The following is a 17661-nucleotide window of genomic DNA, read 5'->3' as shown; positions in this document are numbered from 1 at the left end:
CTGTTCCAGAAAGTACATCCGGGCGATCATCGGCAATGCAGGCTCTCCCGTCGCAAGCCTATGCTTTCGATGGAGTGATTCTAGCCGTTCGGACCGGGGATGTGCTTCCAAAGATGGGCCGTCGTGCAGTCGTTTCGATGCGCGAAACGCCCGATGCGCGAAACGTCGGTCTTCCTGCGCGAACGGGTCGTCGGGGACCGGTCATCACGCCGAGACCGGCACATCGGCCAGGCCGACGAAGATGCGATCGGGCACGCGGTGGCCGATACGGATCGCCGAAAACGCAGGGCCGCGACGCCGACGCCATCCGGCGGGACGACGTCCTCTGGCCGCGACAACGAAAAACCCCGGCTGCGGGGCCAGGGTTCGAAAGCGCGATCATCGACAAATTTGGTAGCGAGAGAGGGACTCGAACCCCCGACACAAGGATTATGATTCCTCTGCTCTAACCAGCTGAGCTACCCCGCCCCAACGTCCGGGGCCTTCGCGTGAACGACGGTCCCGACCGGAGCCGGCGGTATAGGGAAAACCGCCGCGTGGTGTCAACGGTGCGTTTGGGGTGCGTTCGGCGTCGGCTTTGCGCATCGTGGCCGACGGCTTTCTTCCAAAGCCGGCGGCCACCTCCCGGTCCGACGTTCTAGAGGGTGGTGCCCATGATCTCGGCCACCTGCGGCACGTCCTTGTCGCCGCGGCCGCAGAGGTTGACCACCATGAGGTGGTCGACCGGCTTCGTGGGGGCGAGCTGCATCACCTTGGCCAGGGCATGGGCCGGTTCGAGCGCCGGGATGATGCCTTCCAGGAGCGAGCACAGCTTGAACGCCTCCAGCGCCTCCTGGTCGGTGGCCGAGATGTAGGTGACGCGGCCGGTCTCGTGCAGCCAGGAATGCTCGGGCCCGATGCCGGGGTAGTCGAGGCCCGCCGAGATCGAATGGGCGTCCGAGATCTGGCCGTCGGCGTCCTGCAGCAGGTAGGTGCGGTTGCCGTGGAGCACGCCGGGCCGGCCTCCCGTGAGCGAGGCGGCATGCAGCCCCGAGGAGACGCCGTGACCGGCGGCCTCGACGCCGAAGATCTCGACGTCGCGGTCGTCGAGGAAGGGATGGAACAGGCCCATGGCGTTGGAGCCGCCGCCGATGCAGGCGACCAGCGAGTCGGGCAGCCGCCCTTCCCGCGCCAGCATCTGCTCCTTCGTCTCTTTGCCGATGATCGACTGGAAGTCGCGCACCATCGCCGGATACGGGTGCGGCCCGGCCACGGTACCGATGCAATAGAACGTGTCGGCGACGTTGGTGACCCAGTCGCGCAGGGCCTCGTTCATGGCGTCCTTCAGGGTGCGGGTGCCCGATTGCACCGGCACCACCTCGGCGCCCAGCATCTTCATGCGGAACACGTTGGGCGCCTGGCGCGCCACGTCGACGGCGCCCATGTAGATCACGCACTTCAGGCCGAAGCGGGCGCACAGCGTGGCGGTGGCGACCCCGTGTTGGCCGGCCCCGGTCTCGGCGATGATCCGCGGCTTGCCCATGCGGCGGGCGAGCAGGATCTGCCCGAGCACGTTGTTCACCTTGTGCGAGCCGGTGTGGTTCAGCTCGTCGCGCTTGAAGTAGACCTTGGCGCCGTGGCCCGGCTCCGACTGCGCGCGCAGGTGCTCGGTGAAGCGCTCGGCGTAGTAGAGCGGGCTCGGCCGGCCGACGTAGTGGGTCAGGTAGCCGTCCATCTCCTCCTGGAACGCCGGGTCGGCCTTGGCCTTCGTGTAGGCGGCCTCGAGGTCGAGGATCAGCGGCATCAGCGTCTCGGCCACGAAACGTCCGCCGAAGATGCCGAAGCGGCCGCGCTCGTCGGGGCCGGTGCGGAACGAGTTCGGGGTCGGGGCGATGGTCACGGTGGCGGTTCCTTGCAAGCGGGCGTCCTCCGTGTCGGCGGGCAGCGTGAGGTCGTGCCTCCGGCCGGCGACGGGGATCGCGGTTCGTGAACGAAACGATGCGGTTCCGGGCTCTCACATGAGTCTAGCACGGTTTGCCGACAATGCGGCGCGAGCGCCATCCGGGCGGAAAACGCGAGGCTTCCGGTTTCACCCGCCGCCGGCGCGCGCTGCGGCGATGAAGGCCCGGATCCGGTCCGGATCCTTGACCCCCGGCGCGCTCTCCACGCCCGAGGAGACGTCGAGGGCCGCGATACCCGTCCGGCGTAGGGCTTGCGCCACGGTCTGCGGCGTCAGCCCACCCGACAGCATCGTTCCGGCGGGGAGGTCGGCGCCCGCCAGGACATCCCAGTCGAAGGCATGGCCGTTGCCGCCCGGCAGGTCGGCGTCCGCCGGCGGCTTGGCATCGAGGAGGAGGATGTCGGCCACGCCCACATACGGCGCCAGTGCCGCCAGGTCGTCACGCCTGGCGATGCCGATCGCCTTGATCACCGGCCGCCCGATCGCCTTGCGGATGGCGGCGACGCGTTCGGGGGACTCGCTGCCGTGGAGCTGCACGAGGTCCGGCTCGACCGCGGCGAGGCCTTGCGCCAGCAGCGCATCGTCGGGATCGACCAGGAGGAGGACGCGCCCGGCACGGCCCCTCGCTTGCGCCGACAGGCGGGCTCCGGTCTCCCAGTCGACGTGGCGCGGGCTCTTTGGGAAATGTACGAAGCCGACGAGGTCGGCCCCGGCATCGAGGGCGGCCTCCAGGGTGTCGGCCGTGCTCAGCCCGCAGATCTTGACACGCGTCGCGGGCATCGCGGTGTCAGCGCGGCGCCGGCAGGGCGACCTGGTTCGTGCCGCCGCGCGAATAGAGGTCGTCGCCGCCCGGCACCTGCGTCTTGAGCCGGGCGGTCTCGGTCTCGAGGCGGTGGATCTCGCGGCGGCGATCGCGGCTGCGGCGGCGGACGCCGGACTGGCCGAGCCAGGTGCCGATCCCGCCGAGCACCACGCCCAGCGCCACCGCCCCGAACAGGATCAGGTAGAACGGCAGCGTCACGCTGAAGACGGGCATGTCGGGCGAGAACGGATCGAAGGACAGGCGCACCGCCTCGCGATTGGCCACCGCCAGCGCGACGACGACGATCGCCACCGGCAGCAGCACAAGTCCCTTGAGGAAGCGGATCATCGAAGTCCTCCGGTTGTCGTGAATCTCGTCACGGGGCCGCCTCGGCCCGATCGTCGCCGATCCCCGCGTCGTTCAAGCGCTGGCGCATTTCCTTGCCGGTCTTGAAGACGGGGATGGCCTTCTCGGAAACGGCAACGGCCGCTCCCGTGCGCGGGTTGCGTCCCCGCCTCGCATCGCGGCGTTTCACCGAGAAGGCGCCGAAGCCCCGCAGCTCGACCCGGTCGCCCCGCGCCAGGGCGTCGGCGATCGTGTCGAGGATGGCGTTGACCAGGGTCTCGACGTCGCGCTGGTAGAGATGCGGGTTCTGCTCGGCGATCCTGAGCACGAGCTCCGACTTGATCATGCGGCCGTCTTCTCGCAGGTCTGTCGCCGGCGAGGCCGGCGGTGGAGGGTGGAGAACCGTAGGTCGATCAGGGCCGCCACAGGGCCAGCAGGCCGCCCTGGGCGAGGTCGGTGGTCTCGGTGCCGACGGCGCGCAGTTGCATCGCGGCTCCCGGGAGGCCGAGGAGTTCGGCGCCGGTGCCCAGCGCCGACCAGAGCTGGAAGTCGCTCTTGCCCTTGGGCTTCCAATCGGTCACCGGCAGTCCCTTGGCGACGCCGCGGCTGTTCTCGAGCCAGGCCACGGCATCGCGCTCGCCGCCCAGCGCGTCCACGAGCTTGAGGGGCACGCTCTGGCGCCCGCTGAAGACGCGACCGTCGGCGACCACGGCGAGTTCCTTGTCGCTCATCTTGCGACGGTCGGAGACGAGGCCCTTGAACCAGCCGTAGGTATCGCCGACCACCGCGGCCAGGGCCGCGCGCGCCTCGGGCGAGGTCGGGGTGAAGCCCGACGGCTCGGCCTTGAGCGGGGCCGACTTGATGGATTCGACCTTGACGCCGACCTTGTCGAGAAGCCCGGACAGGTCCGGGTACTGGAACAGGACGCCGATCGAGCCGACCAGCGCGGTCTCGCGCGCCACGATGTGGTCGGCGGCGATCGCGGCGATGTAGGCGCCCGAGGCGGCGGTGCCGTCGACGAAGGCCACCATCGGCTTCTTCTCGGCGAGCGCACGCAGGTTGCGGTGGAGTTCCTCCGACCCGGTCGTGGTGCCGCCGGGCGAGGAGATCGAGACCACCACGCCCTGGACGGCGCTCGACTCGCGCACCCGCGCGATCAGCTTGGTGGTCTCCTCGCTCCCGGCGATGAAGCCGCCCACGCTGATGCGGGCGATCTGCGGCTTGATGGCACCGAAGCCCGCGACCTCGCCGCCGCGCAGGCGAAGGCCCACGGCGCCCACCGCCACCACGAGGGAGCCGATGCCGACCACGCGCCACACCGACAGCTTTCGGCGCAGGCGGCGGCGATCGATCAGAAGTTCGGCGTCGGCTGCCATGCGTTCGGTCACTCCCGCGGGTCCGGCTCGGATTGGGGCGAGCCTGTTCTTGCCCCCTTCTCCCACAACCCCGGACCGTTTGCACCATCCTTCGGCGTCGCGTTCGGGTCCGTGACGGTCGCCAAGTCGTTGGCGGGGATGGACTTGGCGAGCATGGGCTTGACGCCCGGGAGGTCGACTCGGGGGCGGTGTTCTAGCCCCGCCCGCGCCGGAGCGGCAAGAGGCTGTACGTGCGCGCATCGAAGAGGCTGCGCGCATGGCATGGAAAAACCCGCGCGGGAGGCGATCCCGCGCGGGTTGCGTGGTCGTCCGGCCCACCGCCCCGAAGGGCGGCGGGGGATGAGACTATTCCTCGTCCTTGTCGTCGCTGGTGCGGGCCTTCTTGAAGGCCGCGCCCAGGATCTCGCCGAGCGAGGCACCCGAATCGGCGGAGCCGAACTGGGCCATCGCCTCCTTCTCCTCGGCCATTTCGAGGGCCTTGATGGAGAGCTGGACCCGGCGGACCTTGCGGTCGAACTGGATCACGCGGGCATCGAACTTCTCGCCGGCGGCGAAACGCTCGGGACGCTGGTCGCCGCGGTCGCGGGCGAGTTCGGCACGGCGGATGAAGGTCGAGAGGTCGGTGTCGATGATCTTCACCTCGACGCCCGAATCCTTCACCTCGACCACCTCGCAGGTCACGACCTGACCCTTCTTGAGCTCGCCGGCCTCGGCGAAGGGGTCACCGCCGAGCTGCTTGACGCCCAGCGAGATGCGCTCCTTCTCGACGTCGACGTCGAGGACCTGGGCGCGCAGCATGTCGCCCTTCTTGAACTCCTCGATGACCTGCTCGCCGGGACGGTTCCAGTCGAGATCCGACAGGTGGACCATGCCGTCGACATCGCCTTCGAGGCCGATGAACAGGCCGAACTCGGTCTTGTTCTTGACCTCGCCCTCGACCTCGGAGCCGACGGGATGCTTCTCGGAGAAGGCCTCCCACGGGTTCTGCAGGGTCTGCTTGAGGCCGAGCGAGATGCGGCGCTTGACCGGATCGACCTCGAGGATCTGCACTTCCACTTCCTGGGAGGTGGAGACGATCTTGCCGGGGTGGACGTTCTTCTTGGTCCAGCTCATCTCGGAGACGTGGATCAGGCCCTCGATCCCCGGCTCCAGCTCCACGAAGGCGCCGTAGTCGGTGATGTTGGTGACGCGGCCCTTGATCTTGGCCTCGACCGGGTAGCGCTGGGCGATGCCCTCCCACGGATCGGCGAGCAGCTGCTTGATGCCGAGCGAGATGCGGTGGGTCTCGTGGTTGATCTTGATGATCTTGACCTTGACCGTCTGGCCGATGGTCACGACCTCGGACGGGTGGTTGACGCGGCGCCAGGCCATGTCGGTGACGTGGAGCAGGCCGTCGATGCCGCCCAGATCCACGAAAGCGCCGTATTCGGTGATGTTCTTGACGACGCCGTCGATGACCTGGCCCTCTTCGAGGTTGGCCACGAGCTCGGAGCGCTGCTCGGCGCGGCTCTCCTCGAGGACGGTGCGGCGCGAGACCACGATGTTGCCGCGGCGGCGATCCATCTTGAGGATCTGGAACGGCTGGGGCGTGCCGAGCAGGGGCGTGACGTCACGCACGGGGCGGATGTCGACCTGGGAGCGCGGCAGGAACGCCACGGCGCCGTCGAGGTCGACGGTGTAGCCGCCCTTGACCTGGTTGAAGATCGCGCCGGTGACGCGCTCGTTGGCCTCGAAGGCCTTCTCGAGCTTGACCCAGCTCTCCTCGCGGCGCGCCTTGTCGCGCGAGATGACGGCCTCGCCGAGCGCATTCTCGATGCGGTCGACATAGACCTCGACCTCGTCGCCGACCGCGAGGTCGTCGCGGCCGGGGCCGTTGAATTCCTTGAGGGCGACACGGCCTTCCGTCTTGGCGCCGATGTCGATGACGGCGACGTCCTTCTCGATCGCGACGACGCGACCCTTGACGACGGAACCTTCGGTGATCTCGTGCTCGAGGAAGCTTTCCTCGAGGAGAGCCGCGAAGTCGTCGCGGCTCGGGCTACGCTGCAGGGCGTTACCAGCGGTCATTCTGTCTCCTGACAGGCCTCCTGAAGAGGCCGGCATCGGCGGCTCGTGTGACGGGAGACCCCCTCCGACGCCGCCCGGGATCCGTTCGGGATCGACGGGCTCACCTCCCCGAGGGAGGGCCGACGCAGTCTCAACGCTGGTCGAGGGCCATCCCCGCAATGGCGCGGCGGCGGGCAGGAACTGCCCAGGAGACGTCGCATCCATCGTGAGGAACGGCGACGACATACGCGATCGCGCGCTCAGGGGCAACCGCGCCGCGCCGTTTGGGCGGCGGTCTCAGGTCAGGGGCGCCGGTCTCAGGTCAAGGAAGCTTGGTCAGGTCAGGGAAGCCTTGGGCGGCCCACCGCCGCGCAGCCACACCGCCGAGGCCACCGCGAGGGGTTCCAGGGGCAGCGTCACCGTGCCGTGGCGCCGGCCCCACAGGGTCAGACCCTTGAAGCCGACTTCGCGGATCTCCAGCCAGGCCCCGAACGGGAAGGTGGCGTCGGTCCCCTCCCCCGGCCCGTAGCATTCCTCGAAGGCGATCGGGTCGACCATGATCTCGCGGTATCGGCCGAGATGTTCGGTCATCGAGACCTTGGAGCGGAACAGCATCCGGTCGCGGTGGTAGGAGGAGAAGCAGGGCTCGTATTCGGTCAGCGTCACCCACAGCTTGCCGCCGATGCGCAGATACGGCGGGTTGGGGCCGGCCTCGCTGAAGTTCGACGCGCTCCAGCCGGCGTCCGCCATGAGCGATTCCGCGAGCGTCACAGGCTCCTGCGCAGCACCCTGAACGATATTGCAAGGGCGCAGGCCGCCCGGCCCGACTGCGGATCGCTCGCTCCGCGATGCCCGGTCGTAGACCGGGCCGGCGTCGGTGTCGGTTCCCAGGGAGGCCATGGGACGCTCCAGATGCGATGCCCTCGCCCATCGCGGCGGAACACTATCCGGCATTTTATCGCGCTTGGCGAGCCGTTTCGGCTGCCCCGGCCGGGCCGGACCCGGCCGAGGCAGTCCTCGTTCGTGCTCCTGGCCGACGTCGCGATATCCCGCCCGCGGCCAAGAGGTCTCAAGAGGTCTTCGGCGCCAGGCCCGCAGGCGGTGATCAGTCCTCGTCGTCCTCGTCGGTCTGGCGCATGCCCTTGAGCTTGGCGAAGACCGAATCGACGTTGAGTTTTTCGTCGCGGGCGTTGCGGTGGTGCTCGGCGTGCTCGTCGGTCTCTTGCGCCGTCGAGAGCTCGGTGGGCAGGAGGCTCGCTCCGACGTCGGCCGGCACGGTGGCGGGCCGGTCCTTGGCGGCACGCTGCACCTCGAAATCGAGGTCGATCTGCGTGCAGAGGCCCAGCGTCACCGGGTCCATCGGCTGCAGGGCGCTCGAGTTCCAGTGGGTGCGCTCGCGGATCTGCTGGATCGTCGACTTGGTGGTGCCCACCAGCCGGATGATCTGCGCGTCCTTGAGCTCGGGGTGGCTGCGCAGCAGCCAGAGGATGGCGTTGGGCCGGTCCTGCCGGCGCGACAGCGGCGTGTAGCGCGGGCCCTTGGTGGTGCGCTTGACCTCGGGCAGCTTCACCTTCGAGACCGCGACCTTGAGCTTGTAGTCGGGCACCCGCTGCGCCCTCTCGATCTCGTCGCGGGTGAGCTGGCCGGTGGTGATCGGGTCGAGCCCCTTGATGCCGGCCGCGACCTCGCCGTCGGCGATGCCCTTCACCTCCAGCGGGTGCAGCTTGCAGAAGTCGGCGATCTGCTCGAAGGCGAGCGACGTGTTCTCGACCAGCCAGACGGCGGTCGCCTTGGGCATCAGCGGACCCTGGGACATCGGGCAACTCCAAACACGGCGGGCGAGGACGAGCCGGTCCGGGAATCGGTCCGCGGGGGTCCGGATCCATTGATCCGAAGCGTCCCGTCTCACGCCATCAAAAAGGGGATGCCTCGCTTATAGGCGCGAGATCGGAGCGCCGCAATCATCCTCATGCGGACTCGCATCTCGATACGGACCTCGGCGCCCGAAAACCCCGGCTCCCGGTGCGGCTACGATCGCCCTCGGACGAAAGGCCTGAAACTTTTCCCCGGAGAGCCCCGTAAGACCGATCACCGCCCCGATCGCAGGGGCTCGTACCGAGGAAAACGCTCCATGATGATGTCCAACGCCCGCCGCTCGTTCGCCTCCACCGCCGCCGCCGTGGCCCTGGCCGTCTCGGTCGGCGCGGCCCTGCCGGCCGTGGCCTTCGCCAAGAACCCGATGGTCGGCGGCGCACCGATGTTCGCATCCAAGACCATCGTCGAGAACGCCGTCAACTCCAAGGACCACACGACCCTGGTGGCCGCCGTCAAGGCCGCCGGCCTCGTCGACACCCTGTCGGGCCCGGGTCCGTTCACGGTGTTCGCGCCCACCAACGCCGCCTTCGCCAAGCTGCCGGCCGGCACCGTCGAGACCCTGGTGAAGCCCGAGAACAAGGGCACCCTTACCAAGATCCTGACCTATCACGTGGTCTCGGGCACCTACACCGCCAAGGACCTGATGAAGCTCGTCAAGGACGGCGGCGGCGAGGCCCAGCTCAAGACCGTCGAGGGCACCCCCCTCGTGATCCAGGCCAAGGGCAAGTCGGTGTTCGTCACCGACACCAAGGGCAGCACCGCCAAGGTCACGGTGGCCAACGTGATGCAGTCCAACGGCGTCATCCACGTCGTGAACGGCGTCCTGCAGCCGTAAGGCCTTGCGCTCCGCCCTTCCCCCTCCCCCTTTAACGGGGAGGGGGAAGGGTGCGGGGTTCGAGCGTCGCGGTGCCGTCTTCGCCACCCTCGCCTCCGATTCGTCTCCCCGCACGGAGGGTCGGAGCGCCCTCACCCCGCCCGGCTGAGGCGCCGCGCCCCGTCGAACCGGTTGAGGAAACGCGGCTCCTTCTCGGGGGCGATGCGGATGGCGAGGTGGATCGTGCCGCCCTCCTCCTCGCGCCGGTCGAGCACTTCCGCGTTCTCGTAGAGCCAATGCAGGGCGCCGCCGTCCTCGGGTGAGAGGACCACCGCGAAGGTCGAGCGCGACTTGGCGATCCGCGCCTCGATCCGGCTCGTGAGCGCCGCCATCCCCTCGCCGGTCACCGCGGAGACGAGGACGGGGGCGCCGCTGTCGCGGTCGCTCCGCCCGGTCCCCGTGAGGTTGAGGAGGCGGTTGCGCTCGTCCTCGTCCAGCAGGTCGGCCTTGTTCCAGACCTCGATGATCCGGTCGGCCGAGGTCTCGATGCCGAGTTCGCGCAGGACCCCGCCGACGTCCTCGGCCTGGGCCTCGCTGTCGCCGTGCGAGATGTCGCGCACGTGCAGCAGGATGTCGGCCTCGATCACGTCCTCCAGCGTCGCGCGGAAGGCCGCGATGAGGGAGGTCGGCAGGTCCGAGATGAAGCCGACGGTGTCGGACAGGATCACGGTCTCGCCGTGCGGCAGCCTGGTGGCGCGCGCCGTCGGGTCGAGGGTGGCGAACAGCATGTCCTGCGCCATCACCTCGGCCTTGGTCAGGGTGTTGAACAGGGTCGACTTGCCCGCGTTCGTGTAGCCGACGAGGGCCACGATCGGGTACGGGACCCTCGCGCGGCCCTGCCGGTGCAGGCCGCGGGTGCGGGTGACGCCGTCGAGGTCGCGCTCGATCCGGGTCATGCGCTCCTGGATCATGCGCCGGTCGGCCTCGATCTGGGTCTCGCCGGGGCCGCCGAGGAAGCCGAAGCCGCCGCGCTGGCGCTCCAGGTGGGTCCAGGACCGCACGAGCCGGCTCTTCTGGTAGGCGAGGTGGGCGTGCTCCACCTGCAGCCGCCCTTCGCGCGTCGAGGCGCGGCGCCCGAAGATCTCGAGGATGAGGCCGGTGCGGTCGATGACCTTGGCGCCGAGTTCCTTCTCGAGGTTGCGCTGCTGCACCGGCGAGAGGGCGCAATCCATCACCACGAGGCCGATCTCGCGCGCCTTGATGACGCCGGCCAGTTCCTCGACCCGGCCCTTGCCGAGGTAGGTCGAGGGCCGGATGCGCGGCAGCGACAAGCAGATCGCCTCGACCACGTCGAGCTCGATGGCGGCCGCCAGCCCCACGGCCTCGTCGAGGCGGGCATCTGTGGCCCGCGAGGCCTCGCTGCGGCTGCCGCCGGAGGCGGTCCGCGCGAGATAGGGACCGATGACCAGGGTATGGGTCGCGGCCGCGATCTCACCCTCGGGAGCCGCCATCGCCTGAAGCCGGGCTTCGCCGGGGGTGATCGTGTGGTTCGTCAACTGCTGTCCGGCCTCGTCCTGATGCGTTCCAGGACAATGGGCCTTTGCCGGCTGCAGACAAGGGCGTGCTCCCATCGAACGATGGAGGCCGATGAGCTTTTGCGGAGGATCGAACCGGTCGGACGTCATGTCCCGGACGCCCGGAGCGTCAGCGGGCGACGACCCGGGAACCGGTGTCGTGAAGGGCCGCCTCGGCGGCTCGATCGCGGCGGCTCGATGCGAGCGGCGCAGACGGTATCGACGCCGCGCGGCTCGTCGTGCCGGACCCCGGGTCGGGTTCCGTTTCGCGTCACCCGCCCGGGGAATGGCCCCGCGGGGATCGATCGGCGTTCGACCTCACGCCTTCTCGGGCGCGGCCTCGTCGGGTTCGAACAGCTGCACCGGGTGGCCCGGCATGATCGTCGAGATCGCGTGCTTGTAGACGAGTTGCGAATGGCCGTCGCGGCGCAGAAGCACGCAAAAGTTGTCGAACCACGTCACCACGCCCTGGAGCTTGACGCCGTTCACGAGGAAGATGGTGAGCGGGATCTTGTTCTTGCGAACGTGATTGAGGAACGTGTCCTGGAGGTTCTGAGAGCGTTCGGCCGCCATTTTTTTCTTGTCCTTGTTTAATCATGCCGCCCGCCTCACCGGGCGGGTTCTCTTCAGTCGGGGTCGCCGCCACGACTTCGTGACCGGGCGAGTCAACCTCGCCATTACACGTAGATTGCCGGCCCGATGCAAGTGCGCGACCGCTCGCGACCGCGCCATTCTTCAGGAGCCGATGCCGAGCGACTTCAGTTTCCGGTGCAGGGCCGAGCGCTCCATGCCGATGAACTCGGCGGTACGGGAAATGTTGCCGGAGAACCGGGCGATCTGGGCGATGAGGTACTCCCGCTCGAAGATCTCGCGCGCCTCGCGCAGGGCCAGGCTCATCAGCTTCTCGCCGCCCGACCCGTTGGGGGTGGTGGGCACCAGGGCACCGATCTCGGTGGGCAGCATCTCGGAGGTCACCTCCTGCTCCGGATCGGTGTGGGTGAGGATCATCAGGCGTTCGACGTTGTTGCGCAGCTGGCGGATGTTGCCGGGCCAGTCGTGCGACTGCAGCACCGCCATGGCGTCCTCGGCGATGCGCCGGCGCGGCAGGCCGGTGGCGCCCGAGATCTGCTCCATGAAGAACCCGATCAGCTCGGGCACGTCCTCGCGCCGCTCGGAGAGCGACGGCACCCGGATCGGCACCACCGAGAGCCGGTGGAACAGGTCCTCGCGAAAGCGCCCCCCCGCGATCTCCTCCGCGAGGTCCCGCGAGGAGGAGGAGATGATGCGCACGTCCACATGCACCCGCGTGGTGCCGCCGACCCGCTGGAAGTTCTGGTCCACCAGGACCCGCAGGATGCGGTTCTGGGTCTCGCGCGGCATGTCCGCGACCTCGTCGATGTAGAGGGAGCCGCCGTGGGCCTCCTCCAGGGCACCGACGCGCCGGACCCGGCCCTCCCCCGCCTCGACGCCGAACAGCTCGGCCTCCATGGTCTCGGGCGTGATGGTGGCCGCGTTGATGACCACGAACGGGCCGTTGGCGCGGGTCGAGGAGGCGTGCAGGGTCCGCGCGGACAGCTCCTTGCCCGAGCCGGGCGCGCCCAGGATCATGACCCGCGCATTGGTGGGGGCGACCCGCTCCACCGTCTGGCGCAGCTGGTTGACGGCCACCGAGCCGCCCACGAGCTTGCTCGCCTGGCCCGAGCGGGTCTTGAGGTCGCGGACCTCCCGGCGCAGGCGCGAGGTCTCGAGGGCCCGCTCGGCCACCAGGATCAGGCGGTCGGCCTTGAACGGTTTCTCGATGAAGTCGTAGGCGCCCGCCTTGATCGCCGCCACCGCGGTCTCGATGTTGCCGTGGCCCGAGATCATCACCACCGGCAGGTCGGGGTGGCCGGCCTTGATCTGGTCGAGCACCTGCAGCCCGTCGAGGCGCGAGCCCTGCAGCCAGATGTCGAGGAAGACGAGGTGGGGCCGGCGCGACTCGATGGCGGCCAGGGCCTCGTCGGAACCTCCGGCGGTGCGGGTGCGGTGGCCCTCGTCGTCGAGGATGCCGGCCACGAGGTCGCGGATGTCGGCCTCGTCGTCGACGATCAGGATATCGGCGCTCATGATAGGATCTCCGCGATCTCGGGGCCCGTCCGTGCGGCGCCCTTCTCGTCTGGCGCGGCGGCACGGGGCCCCCGCATGTCGTCACCGGTTCCGGCCGGGGTCCGCCCGCTGGCGGCCTCGACGTCGCGGGGGATGCGCATGCGCACCTGCCCGCCCCGCCCGGCCGGGTTGTCGTTCAGTTCGATGCCGCCGCCATGGTCTTCCAGAACCTTGCTGACGATGGCGAGGCCGAGCCCGGTGCCGCCCTCGCGGGTCGTCATATAGGGCTCGAGCAGGCGCTGGCGCCCCTCCACCGGAAAACCCTTGCCGGTGTCGGTGACCTCGATCACCGCGAAGGCGTCCTCCACGAGAAGCCTCACGTCGACCCGGCCCTGGCCGCGCTCGGCCTCCGGCACCGCCATCACCGCCTCGACGGCGTTCTTGAGGATGTTGGTGATGGCCTGCGACAGGAGGCGGATGTCGAAGGCGGCGGTGAGCGGCTCGCCGCCGTCGCCCTCGCCCGAGAAGCCGAACTCCAGGTCGGGGTGGGCCACCCGCATCATGAAGAGGTTCTGGCGGGCGATCTCGCCGAGGTCGTTGCGGCCGATGGCGGGCTTGGGCATCCGCGCGAAGGACGAGAACTCGTCGACCATGCGCTTGATCTCGTCGACCTGGCGCACGATCGTCGCCGTGCACTGGTCGAACACGTCGCGGTCCTCGACGATGACCTTGCCGTACTTGCGCCGGATGCGCTCGGCCGAGAGCTGGATCGGGGTGAGCGGGTTCTTGATCTCGTGGGCGATGCGCCGCGCCACGTCGGCCCAGGCGGAGGTGCGCTGGGCCGCCACCAGGTCCGTGATGTCGTCGAGCGTCACCACGAAGCCGCGCTGGCCCCCTTGCGCCTGCTCGCTGGTGACGCGCACCGTCACCGTGCGCTCGCGGCCGTCCCGCACGAGCTGGATCTGCTGCTGCAGCGCGCGCTGGCGGCCTTCGCTGCCCTCGGGGAAGAGGGCTTGCAACTCGGGCACCACCTGGGTCAGGGGCCGCCCGACGATCTCCTCGGCGCCGATCCCCAGCGTGCGCTCCACCGCCGGGTTGGCGATGGTGACGAGGCCGGCGGCGTCGACGCCGATGACGCCCGGCGAGACGCCCGAGAGCACGGCCTCCGTGAAGCGGCGCCGGCGGTCGATGAGGTCGCTGGCCGCCGTCAGCCCGTCGTGCTGGCGGCGCAGCTCCTGCGTCATCTTGTTGAAGCTCTCGCCGAGATGCGCGAGGTCGCCGTCGGTCTTGCGGGCCGGCACCTGCGCGTAGAAATTGCCCGATGCGACCTGGTCGGCGGCGTTGATGAGGCGCCGGATCGGCGCGACGAAGCGGTTGGCGAAGTTGAGCCCGAACCACACCGCCGAGAGCAGCGCGATCAGCGCGATCAGCACGAACACCGAGGCGAAGGTGATCTGGATCGAGCGCTTGAGCGAATCGTAGGTGAGATATTCCGCCGCCGCCGCCCGCGACACGCCGGGGAATTCCACCGCGAGCTGGCTGACCTCGCGCTGGACCAGCAGCACCGCCCCGTCGTAGGCGGTCATGCGCAGGAGGGCGGCGAAGACCCGGCCCTCGGAGGGCACGAGGCAGATCGGATCGCTCGATTTGGCCGCCTCCTCGAAGGCGGCGGCCGAGGGCAGGCGGCGCTCCTTGATGATGTCGATCTTGGCGCGGGCCACCACCTCGGTGGGGCCGCGCATGATCTCGGCCACCGGCAGGCCGAGGGCCGTCGCCCGCGTGGTCAGGAAGGTCTGGAACCAGTCGCGGTTCACGTCGAAGTTCGGCCGGGCCCGGGTGAGGTCGTCGGCCAGGATGCGGATCTCGCGGGCCAGCGACTGGCACTGGTTCTCCTGGTAGGCGTCGGCCACCTCCACGGACTTCAGCACCACGTCGCGGACGCGGTCGGTGAAGCCGAGCGACAGGCCGCGGTCGATGGTCACCGCCGCCACCACCGCCAGCAGCACGGTGGGCAGGATCGCGATGAGGCTGAACAGGCCGACGATGCGGGTGTGCAGCCGCGCCACCGCCGCATTGGCCTTGCGGGCGTGCAGGAAGACCCGCGCCTCCCAGGCGATGATCACCACGAGCCCGAGCACCAGCGCGACGTTGATGCCGAGCAGGGTGACGCCCACGGTGGGCGTCGGCGTCACCCGGATGACGCCCGCCAGGATCAGGAAGGTCGCGATGGCCGAGACGAGCGCGGTGGCGACCACCAGGGCGCCGATCCAGCCCGGACCCCGCGGCGGCGGCCTGACGACCACGTCAAGGGCGGCTCCGTCCGTCGAGGCGGTCTCGGAGGCCTCCGAGACCGCCTCGGGAGGCCGCTTTTTGCTGAACCGTCGAAGCCACGCCATGGGCTGATGCATCGCCACAACAGTGTGGCGAAATTAATACGAATCGCTTGTCCGACACGGTTGTGACCCAGCTCGCGAAAGCCGTAAAAGTATGACAAAGTATGATTTGCTCAATAGAAAGCCGAGCGCCATGGCCGACCTCGAACGCTTGACCATCACCTTGCCGCCAGAGATGGCATCCGTCGTCCGAGGCGCCGTAGCCTCGGGAGATTATGCTTCCACCAGCGAAGTGGTCAGGACGGCGTTGCGCGATTGGAAGATGAAGCGATCCCTGCAGATCGCGGAGCTGGACGCGCTGAAGGCCGATATCGAAGCAGGCTTGGCCGATGTCGCGGCAGGCCGGACCGGGAGTTTCGACATCGGCGACATCGTCGAACGGGGGAGGACGTTATTACGCGACCGCTCGTCCTCCGTCTGACCCGTGCCGCCGAGGCCGATCTGGCCAGGATCTGGTGGCATATCGCGACCGAAGCGTCCGAAGGACGGGCGACGTCGTTCATCGAGCGGATCAAAGGCGCCTGCGAGCCATTCTGCCTTTTTCCGCTTTCCGGAGCATCGCGAGATGCCTTGGCGCCGGGCCTGCGCGCGGGGTTCGCGAGAGACTACGTGATTTACTATCGACACGACGACCAGGCGGTCACTGTGATCCGCGTTCTGCATGGCGCCCGCGATGCCGTTGCCCTTTCAGACCAGGGCGGCTTTCACGGCAACTGACATCGCCTGCGATGTTCGACCACGCTTTGAAACGCACTATGATCGCGTCGTCGTTCACACCACGAGCTCCCCGATGCCAGAAACCCCCGTCTTCGCCTCGGCCGCCGTGGCCGCACCCCATCACCTGGCCGCCAAGGCGGGCCAGAGCGTGCTGGCGCAGGGCGGCAACGCCATCGAGGCGATGGCGGCGATGGCGGCGACCATCGCGGTGGTCTATCCGCACATGAACGGCATCGGCGGCGACGGGTTCTGGCTGGTGCGCGAGCCCGGCGGCCGCGTGCGCGGGATCGAGGCCTGCGGCCCCGCCGGGAGTCTGGCCACCATCGCCCGCTACCGCGAGAAGGAATACGAGGCGATTCCCGCCCGGGGCCCCGACGCCGCGGTCACGGTCGCCGGTGCCGTCGGCGGCTGGCGCCTCGCCCTCGATCTCGCCCGGGCATTGGGCGGGCGGATGCCGCTGCCGACCCTGCTCGCCGACGCGATCCGCCATGCCCGCGACGGTGTTCCGGTGTCGCCGTCGGAGGCGCGCTACGTGCCCAAGGAACTCGACGCCCTCCACGACCAGCCGGGGTTCGCCGACGCCTTCCTCGATGCCGGCAAGCCCTACGCCGCCGGCGCGGTCCGGCGCCTGCCCGCACTCGCCGCCACCCTCGACCAGCTCGCCCATGCCGGCCTCGACGACTTCTACCGGGGCGACATCGCCCGCGAGATCGCCGCCGACCTCGAACGCCTCGACGCCCCGGTGACCCGGGCCGACCTCAAGGCCTATGCCGCGCGCGAGCGGGCGCCACTGTCGCTCAGGCGCCGCGACGCGGTGCTCTACAACTTCCCGCCCCCGACCCAGGGGCTGGCGGCGCTCATCATCCTCGGCCTGTTCGACCGGCTCAAGATCGCCCGGCCCGAGACCACGGCGCATTACCACGGGCTGATCGAGGCCACGAAGCGGGCCTTTGCCGTGCGCGACCGCTTCGTCACCGATTACGACCGCCTCGACGGCGATCCGTCCCGCTTCCTCGAGCCCGGCTTCCTCGACGCGCAAGCGGCGCAGATCGACATGCGCCGGGCCGCGAGCCTGCCCCTGCGCAACCCCGGCGAGGGCGACACCGTCTGGATGGGCGCCATCGACGGCAGCGGCCTGGCCGTCTCCTACATCCAGTCGATCTATTGGGAGTACGGCTCGGGGGTGGTGCTGCCGAAGACCGGCATCCACTGGCAGAACCGCGGCACCTCGTTCTCCCTCGACCCCAAGGCCGTGAACCCGCTGGAGCCGGGCCGGCGCCCGTTCCACACCCTGATCCCGGCGCTGGCCGCCTTCGACGACGGCCGGGTGATGTCCTACGGCAGCATGGGCGGGGACGGCCAGCCCCAGTTCCAGGCCCAGATCTTCTCCCGCTACGCCGATTATGGGATGGGCGTCGCCGATGCGGTCGATGCGCCCCGCCTGCTCTACGGCCGGACCTGGGGCGCGGAATCGCTCAGCGTGAAGGTCGAGGACCGGTTCGACCCGGCCTGCATCGCGGCACTGCGCGCCATGGGCCACGAGATCGAGGAACTCGGCGGCGCCTACATCGATTCGCTGGGCCACGCCGGCATGCTGGTGCGCCACCCCGGCAACGGCCGCATCGAGGCCACCCACGATCCGCGCTCCGACGGCGGCGCCGAAGGTTTATGAGATTCGGCTCTGAGGAGAGCGAC

At 69.3% G+C, this 17661-nt stretch carries 15 protein-coding genes and 1 tRNA gene; 3 read left to right on the top strand and 13 right to left on the bottom strand.

Going from position 1 to position 17661, the window contains the following annotated elements; translation table 11 throughout:
- Positions 1-391 precede the first annotated feature (391 nt).
- From ASG59_RS18400 to ASG59_RS18360, 9 genes are all read right to left on the bottom strand, one after another.
- Positions 392-468 (bottom strand) — tRNA-Met (locus tag ASG59_RS18400).
- Between the two features lie 169 nt (positions 469-637).
- Positions 638-1879, bottom strand: coding sequence for a tryptophan synthase subunit beta (trpB, locus tag ASG59_RS18395; RefSeq protein ID WP_055889371.1), 1242 nt, complete (start codon positions 1877-1879; stop codon positions 638-640).
- 189 nt (positions 1880-2068) lie between these two features.
- Complete coding sequence (locus ASG59_RS18390) at positions 2069-2719, bottom strand: phosphoribosylanthranilate isomerase (protein ID WP_056410670.1); 651 nt, start codon at positions 2717-2719, stop codon at positions 2069-2071.
- 7 nt (positions 2720-2726) lie between these two features.
- Complete coding sequence (locus ASG59_RS18385) at positions 2727-3089, bottom strand: LapA family protein (protein WP_056410668.1); 363 nt, start codon at positions 3087-3089, stop codon at positions 2727-2729.
- A gap of 28 nt (positions 3090-3117) precedes the next feature.
- Complete coding sequence (gene ihfB / locus ASG59_RS18380) at positions 3118-3432, bottom strand: integration host factor subunit beta (protein WP_055889363.1); 315 nt, start codon at positions 3430-3432, stop codon at positions 3118-3120.
- 67 nt (positions 3433-3499) lie between these two features.
- Positions 3500-4462, bottom strand: coding sequence for a signal peptide peptidase SppA (sppA, locus tag ASG59_RS18375; protein WP_056285532.1), 963 nt, complete (start codon positions 4460-4462; stop codon positions 3500-3502).
- 345 nt (positions 4463-4807) lie between these two features.
- Positions 4808-6529, bottom strand: a complete 1722-nt coding sequence (rpsA, locus tag ASG59_RS18370; protein ID WP_055889359.1) for a 30S ribosomal protein S1 — start codon at positions 6527-6529, stop codon at positions 4808-4810.
- Between the two features lie 315 nt (positions 6530-6844).
- On the bottom strand, positions 6845-7408 hold the full coding sequence (locus tag ASG59_RS18365; RefSeq protein ID WP_244475757.1) for a hypothetical protein: 564 nt from the start codon (positions 7406-7408) through the stop codon (positions 6845-6847).
- Between the two features lie 205 nt (positions 7409-7613).
- Positions 7614-8324: a cell cycle transcriptional regulator TrcR gene (locus ASG59_RS18360; protein WP_055889356.1), complete on the bottom strand. Its 711-nt coding sequence runs from the start codon at positions 8322-8324 to the stop codon at positions 7614-7616.
- Between the two features lie 321 nt (positions 8325-8645).
- Here ASG59_RS18360 and ASG59_RS18355 point away from each other — a divergent pair, with 321 nt between their 5' ends.
- Complete coding sequence (locus tag ASG59_RS18355) at positions 8646-9218, top strand: fasciclin domain-containing protein (RefSeq protein ID WP_055889506.1); 573 nt, start codon at positions 8646-8648, stop codon at positions 9216-9218.
- A gap of 131 nt (positions 9219-9349) precedes the next feature.
- On the opposite strand, the gene hflX is transcribed toward ASG59_RS18355, so the two are convergent.
- The 4 genes from hflX to ASG59_RS18335 form a co-directional block, all read right to left on the bottom strand.
- Positions 9350-10708 (bottom strand): GTPase HflX, encoded by a 1359-nt coding sequence (hflX, locus tag ASG59_RS18350; protein WP_055889504.1) that lies wholly within the window; start codon positions 10706-10708, stop codon positions 9350-9352.
- A gap of 381 nt (positions 10709-11089) precedes the next feature.
- A complete protein-coding gene (hfq, locus tag ASG59_RS18345) occupies positions 11090-11344 on the bottom strand; it encodes an RNA chaperone Hfq (protein ID WP_055889353.1) in 255 nt (84 codons plus the stop codon).
- Between the two features lie 162 nt (positions 11345-11506).
- Positions 11507-12877 (bottom strand): sigma-54 dependent transcriptional regulator, encoded by a 1371-nt coding sequence (locus ASG59_RS18340; protein ID WP_055889351.1) that lies wholly within the window; start codon positions 12875-12877, stop codon positions 11507-11509.
- Positions 12874-15252, bottom strand: coding sequence for a PAS domain-containing sensor histidine kinase (locus ASG59_RS18335; RefSeq protein WP_056410666.1), 2379 nt, complete (start codon positions 15250-15252; stop codon positions 12874-12876). Before ASG59_RS18335 ends, ASG59_RS18340 begins: the two co-directional genes overlap by 4 nt.
- Positions 15253-15382: 130 nt before the next feature.
- Here ASG59_RS18335 and ASG59_RS18330 point away from each other — a divergent pair, with 130 nt between their 5' ends.
- Together ASG59_RS18330 and ASG59_RS18325 are read left to right on the top strand one after the other, a co-directional pair.
- On the top strand, positions 15383-15670 hold the full coding sequence (locus ASG59_RS18330; protein WP_056285529.1) for a type II toxin-antitoxin system ParD family antitoxin: 288 nt from the start codon (positions 15383-15385) through the stop codon (positions 15668-15670).
- A 369-nt stretch (positions 15671-16039) separates the two neighbouring features.
- Positions 16040-17638 carry a gamma-glutamyltransferase family protein gene (locus ASG59_RS18325; protein WP_056410661.1) on the top strand — a complete coding sequence of 533 codons (1599 nt, stop codon included), beginning with the start codon at positions 16040-16042 and terminating at the stop codon, positions 17636-17638.
- The last annotated feature ends 23 nt before the right edge of the window (positions 17639-17661 follow it).

The sequence above is a fragment of the Methylobacterium sp. Leaf466 genome (assembly GCF_001425565.1).
Taxonomy (GTDB): domain Bacteria; phylum Pseudomonadota; class Alphaproteobacteria; order Rhizobiales; family Beijerinckiaceae; genus Methylobacterium.
This window is presented reverse-complemented; position numbering and strand designations above follow the sequence as displayed.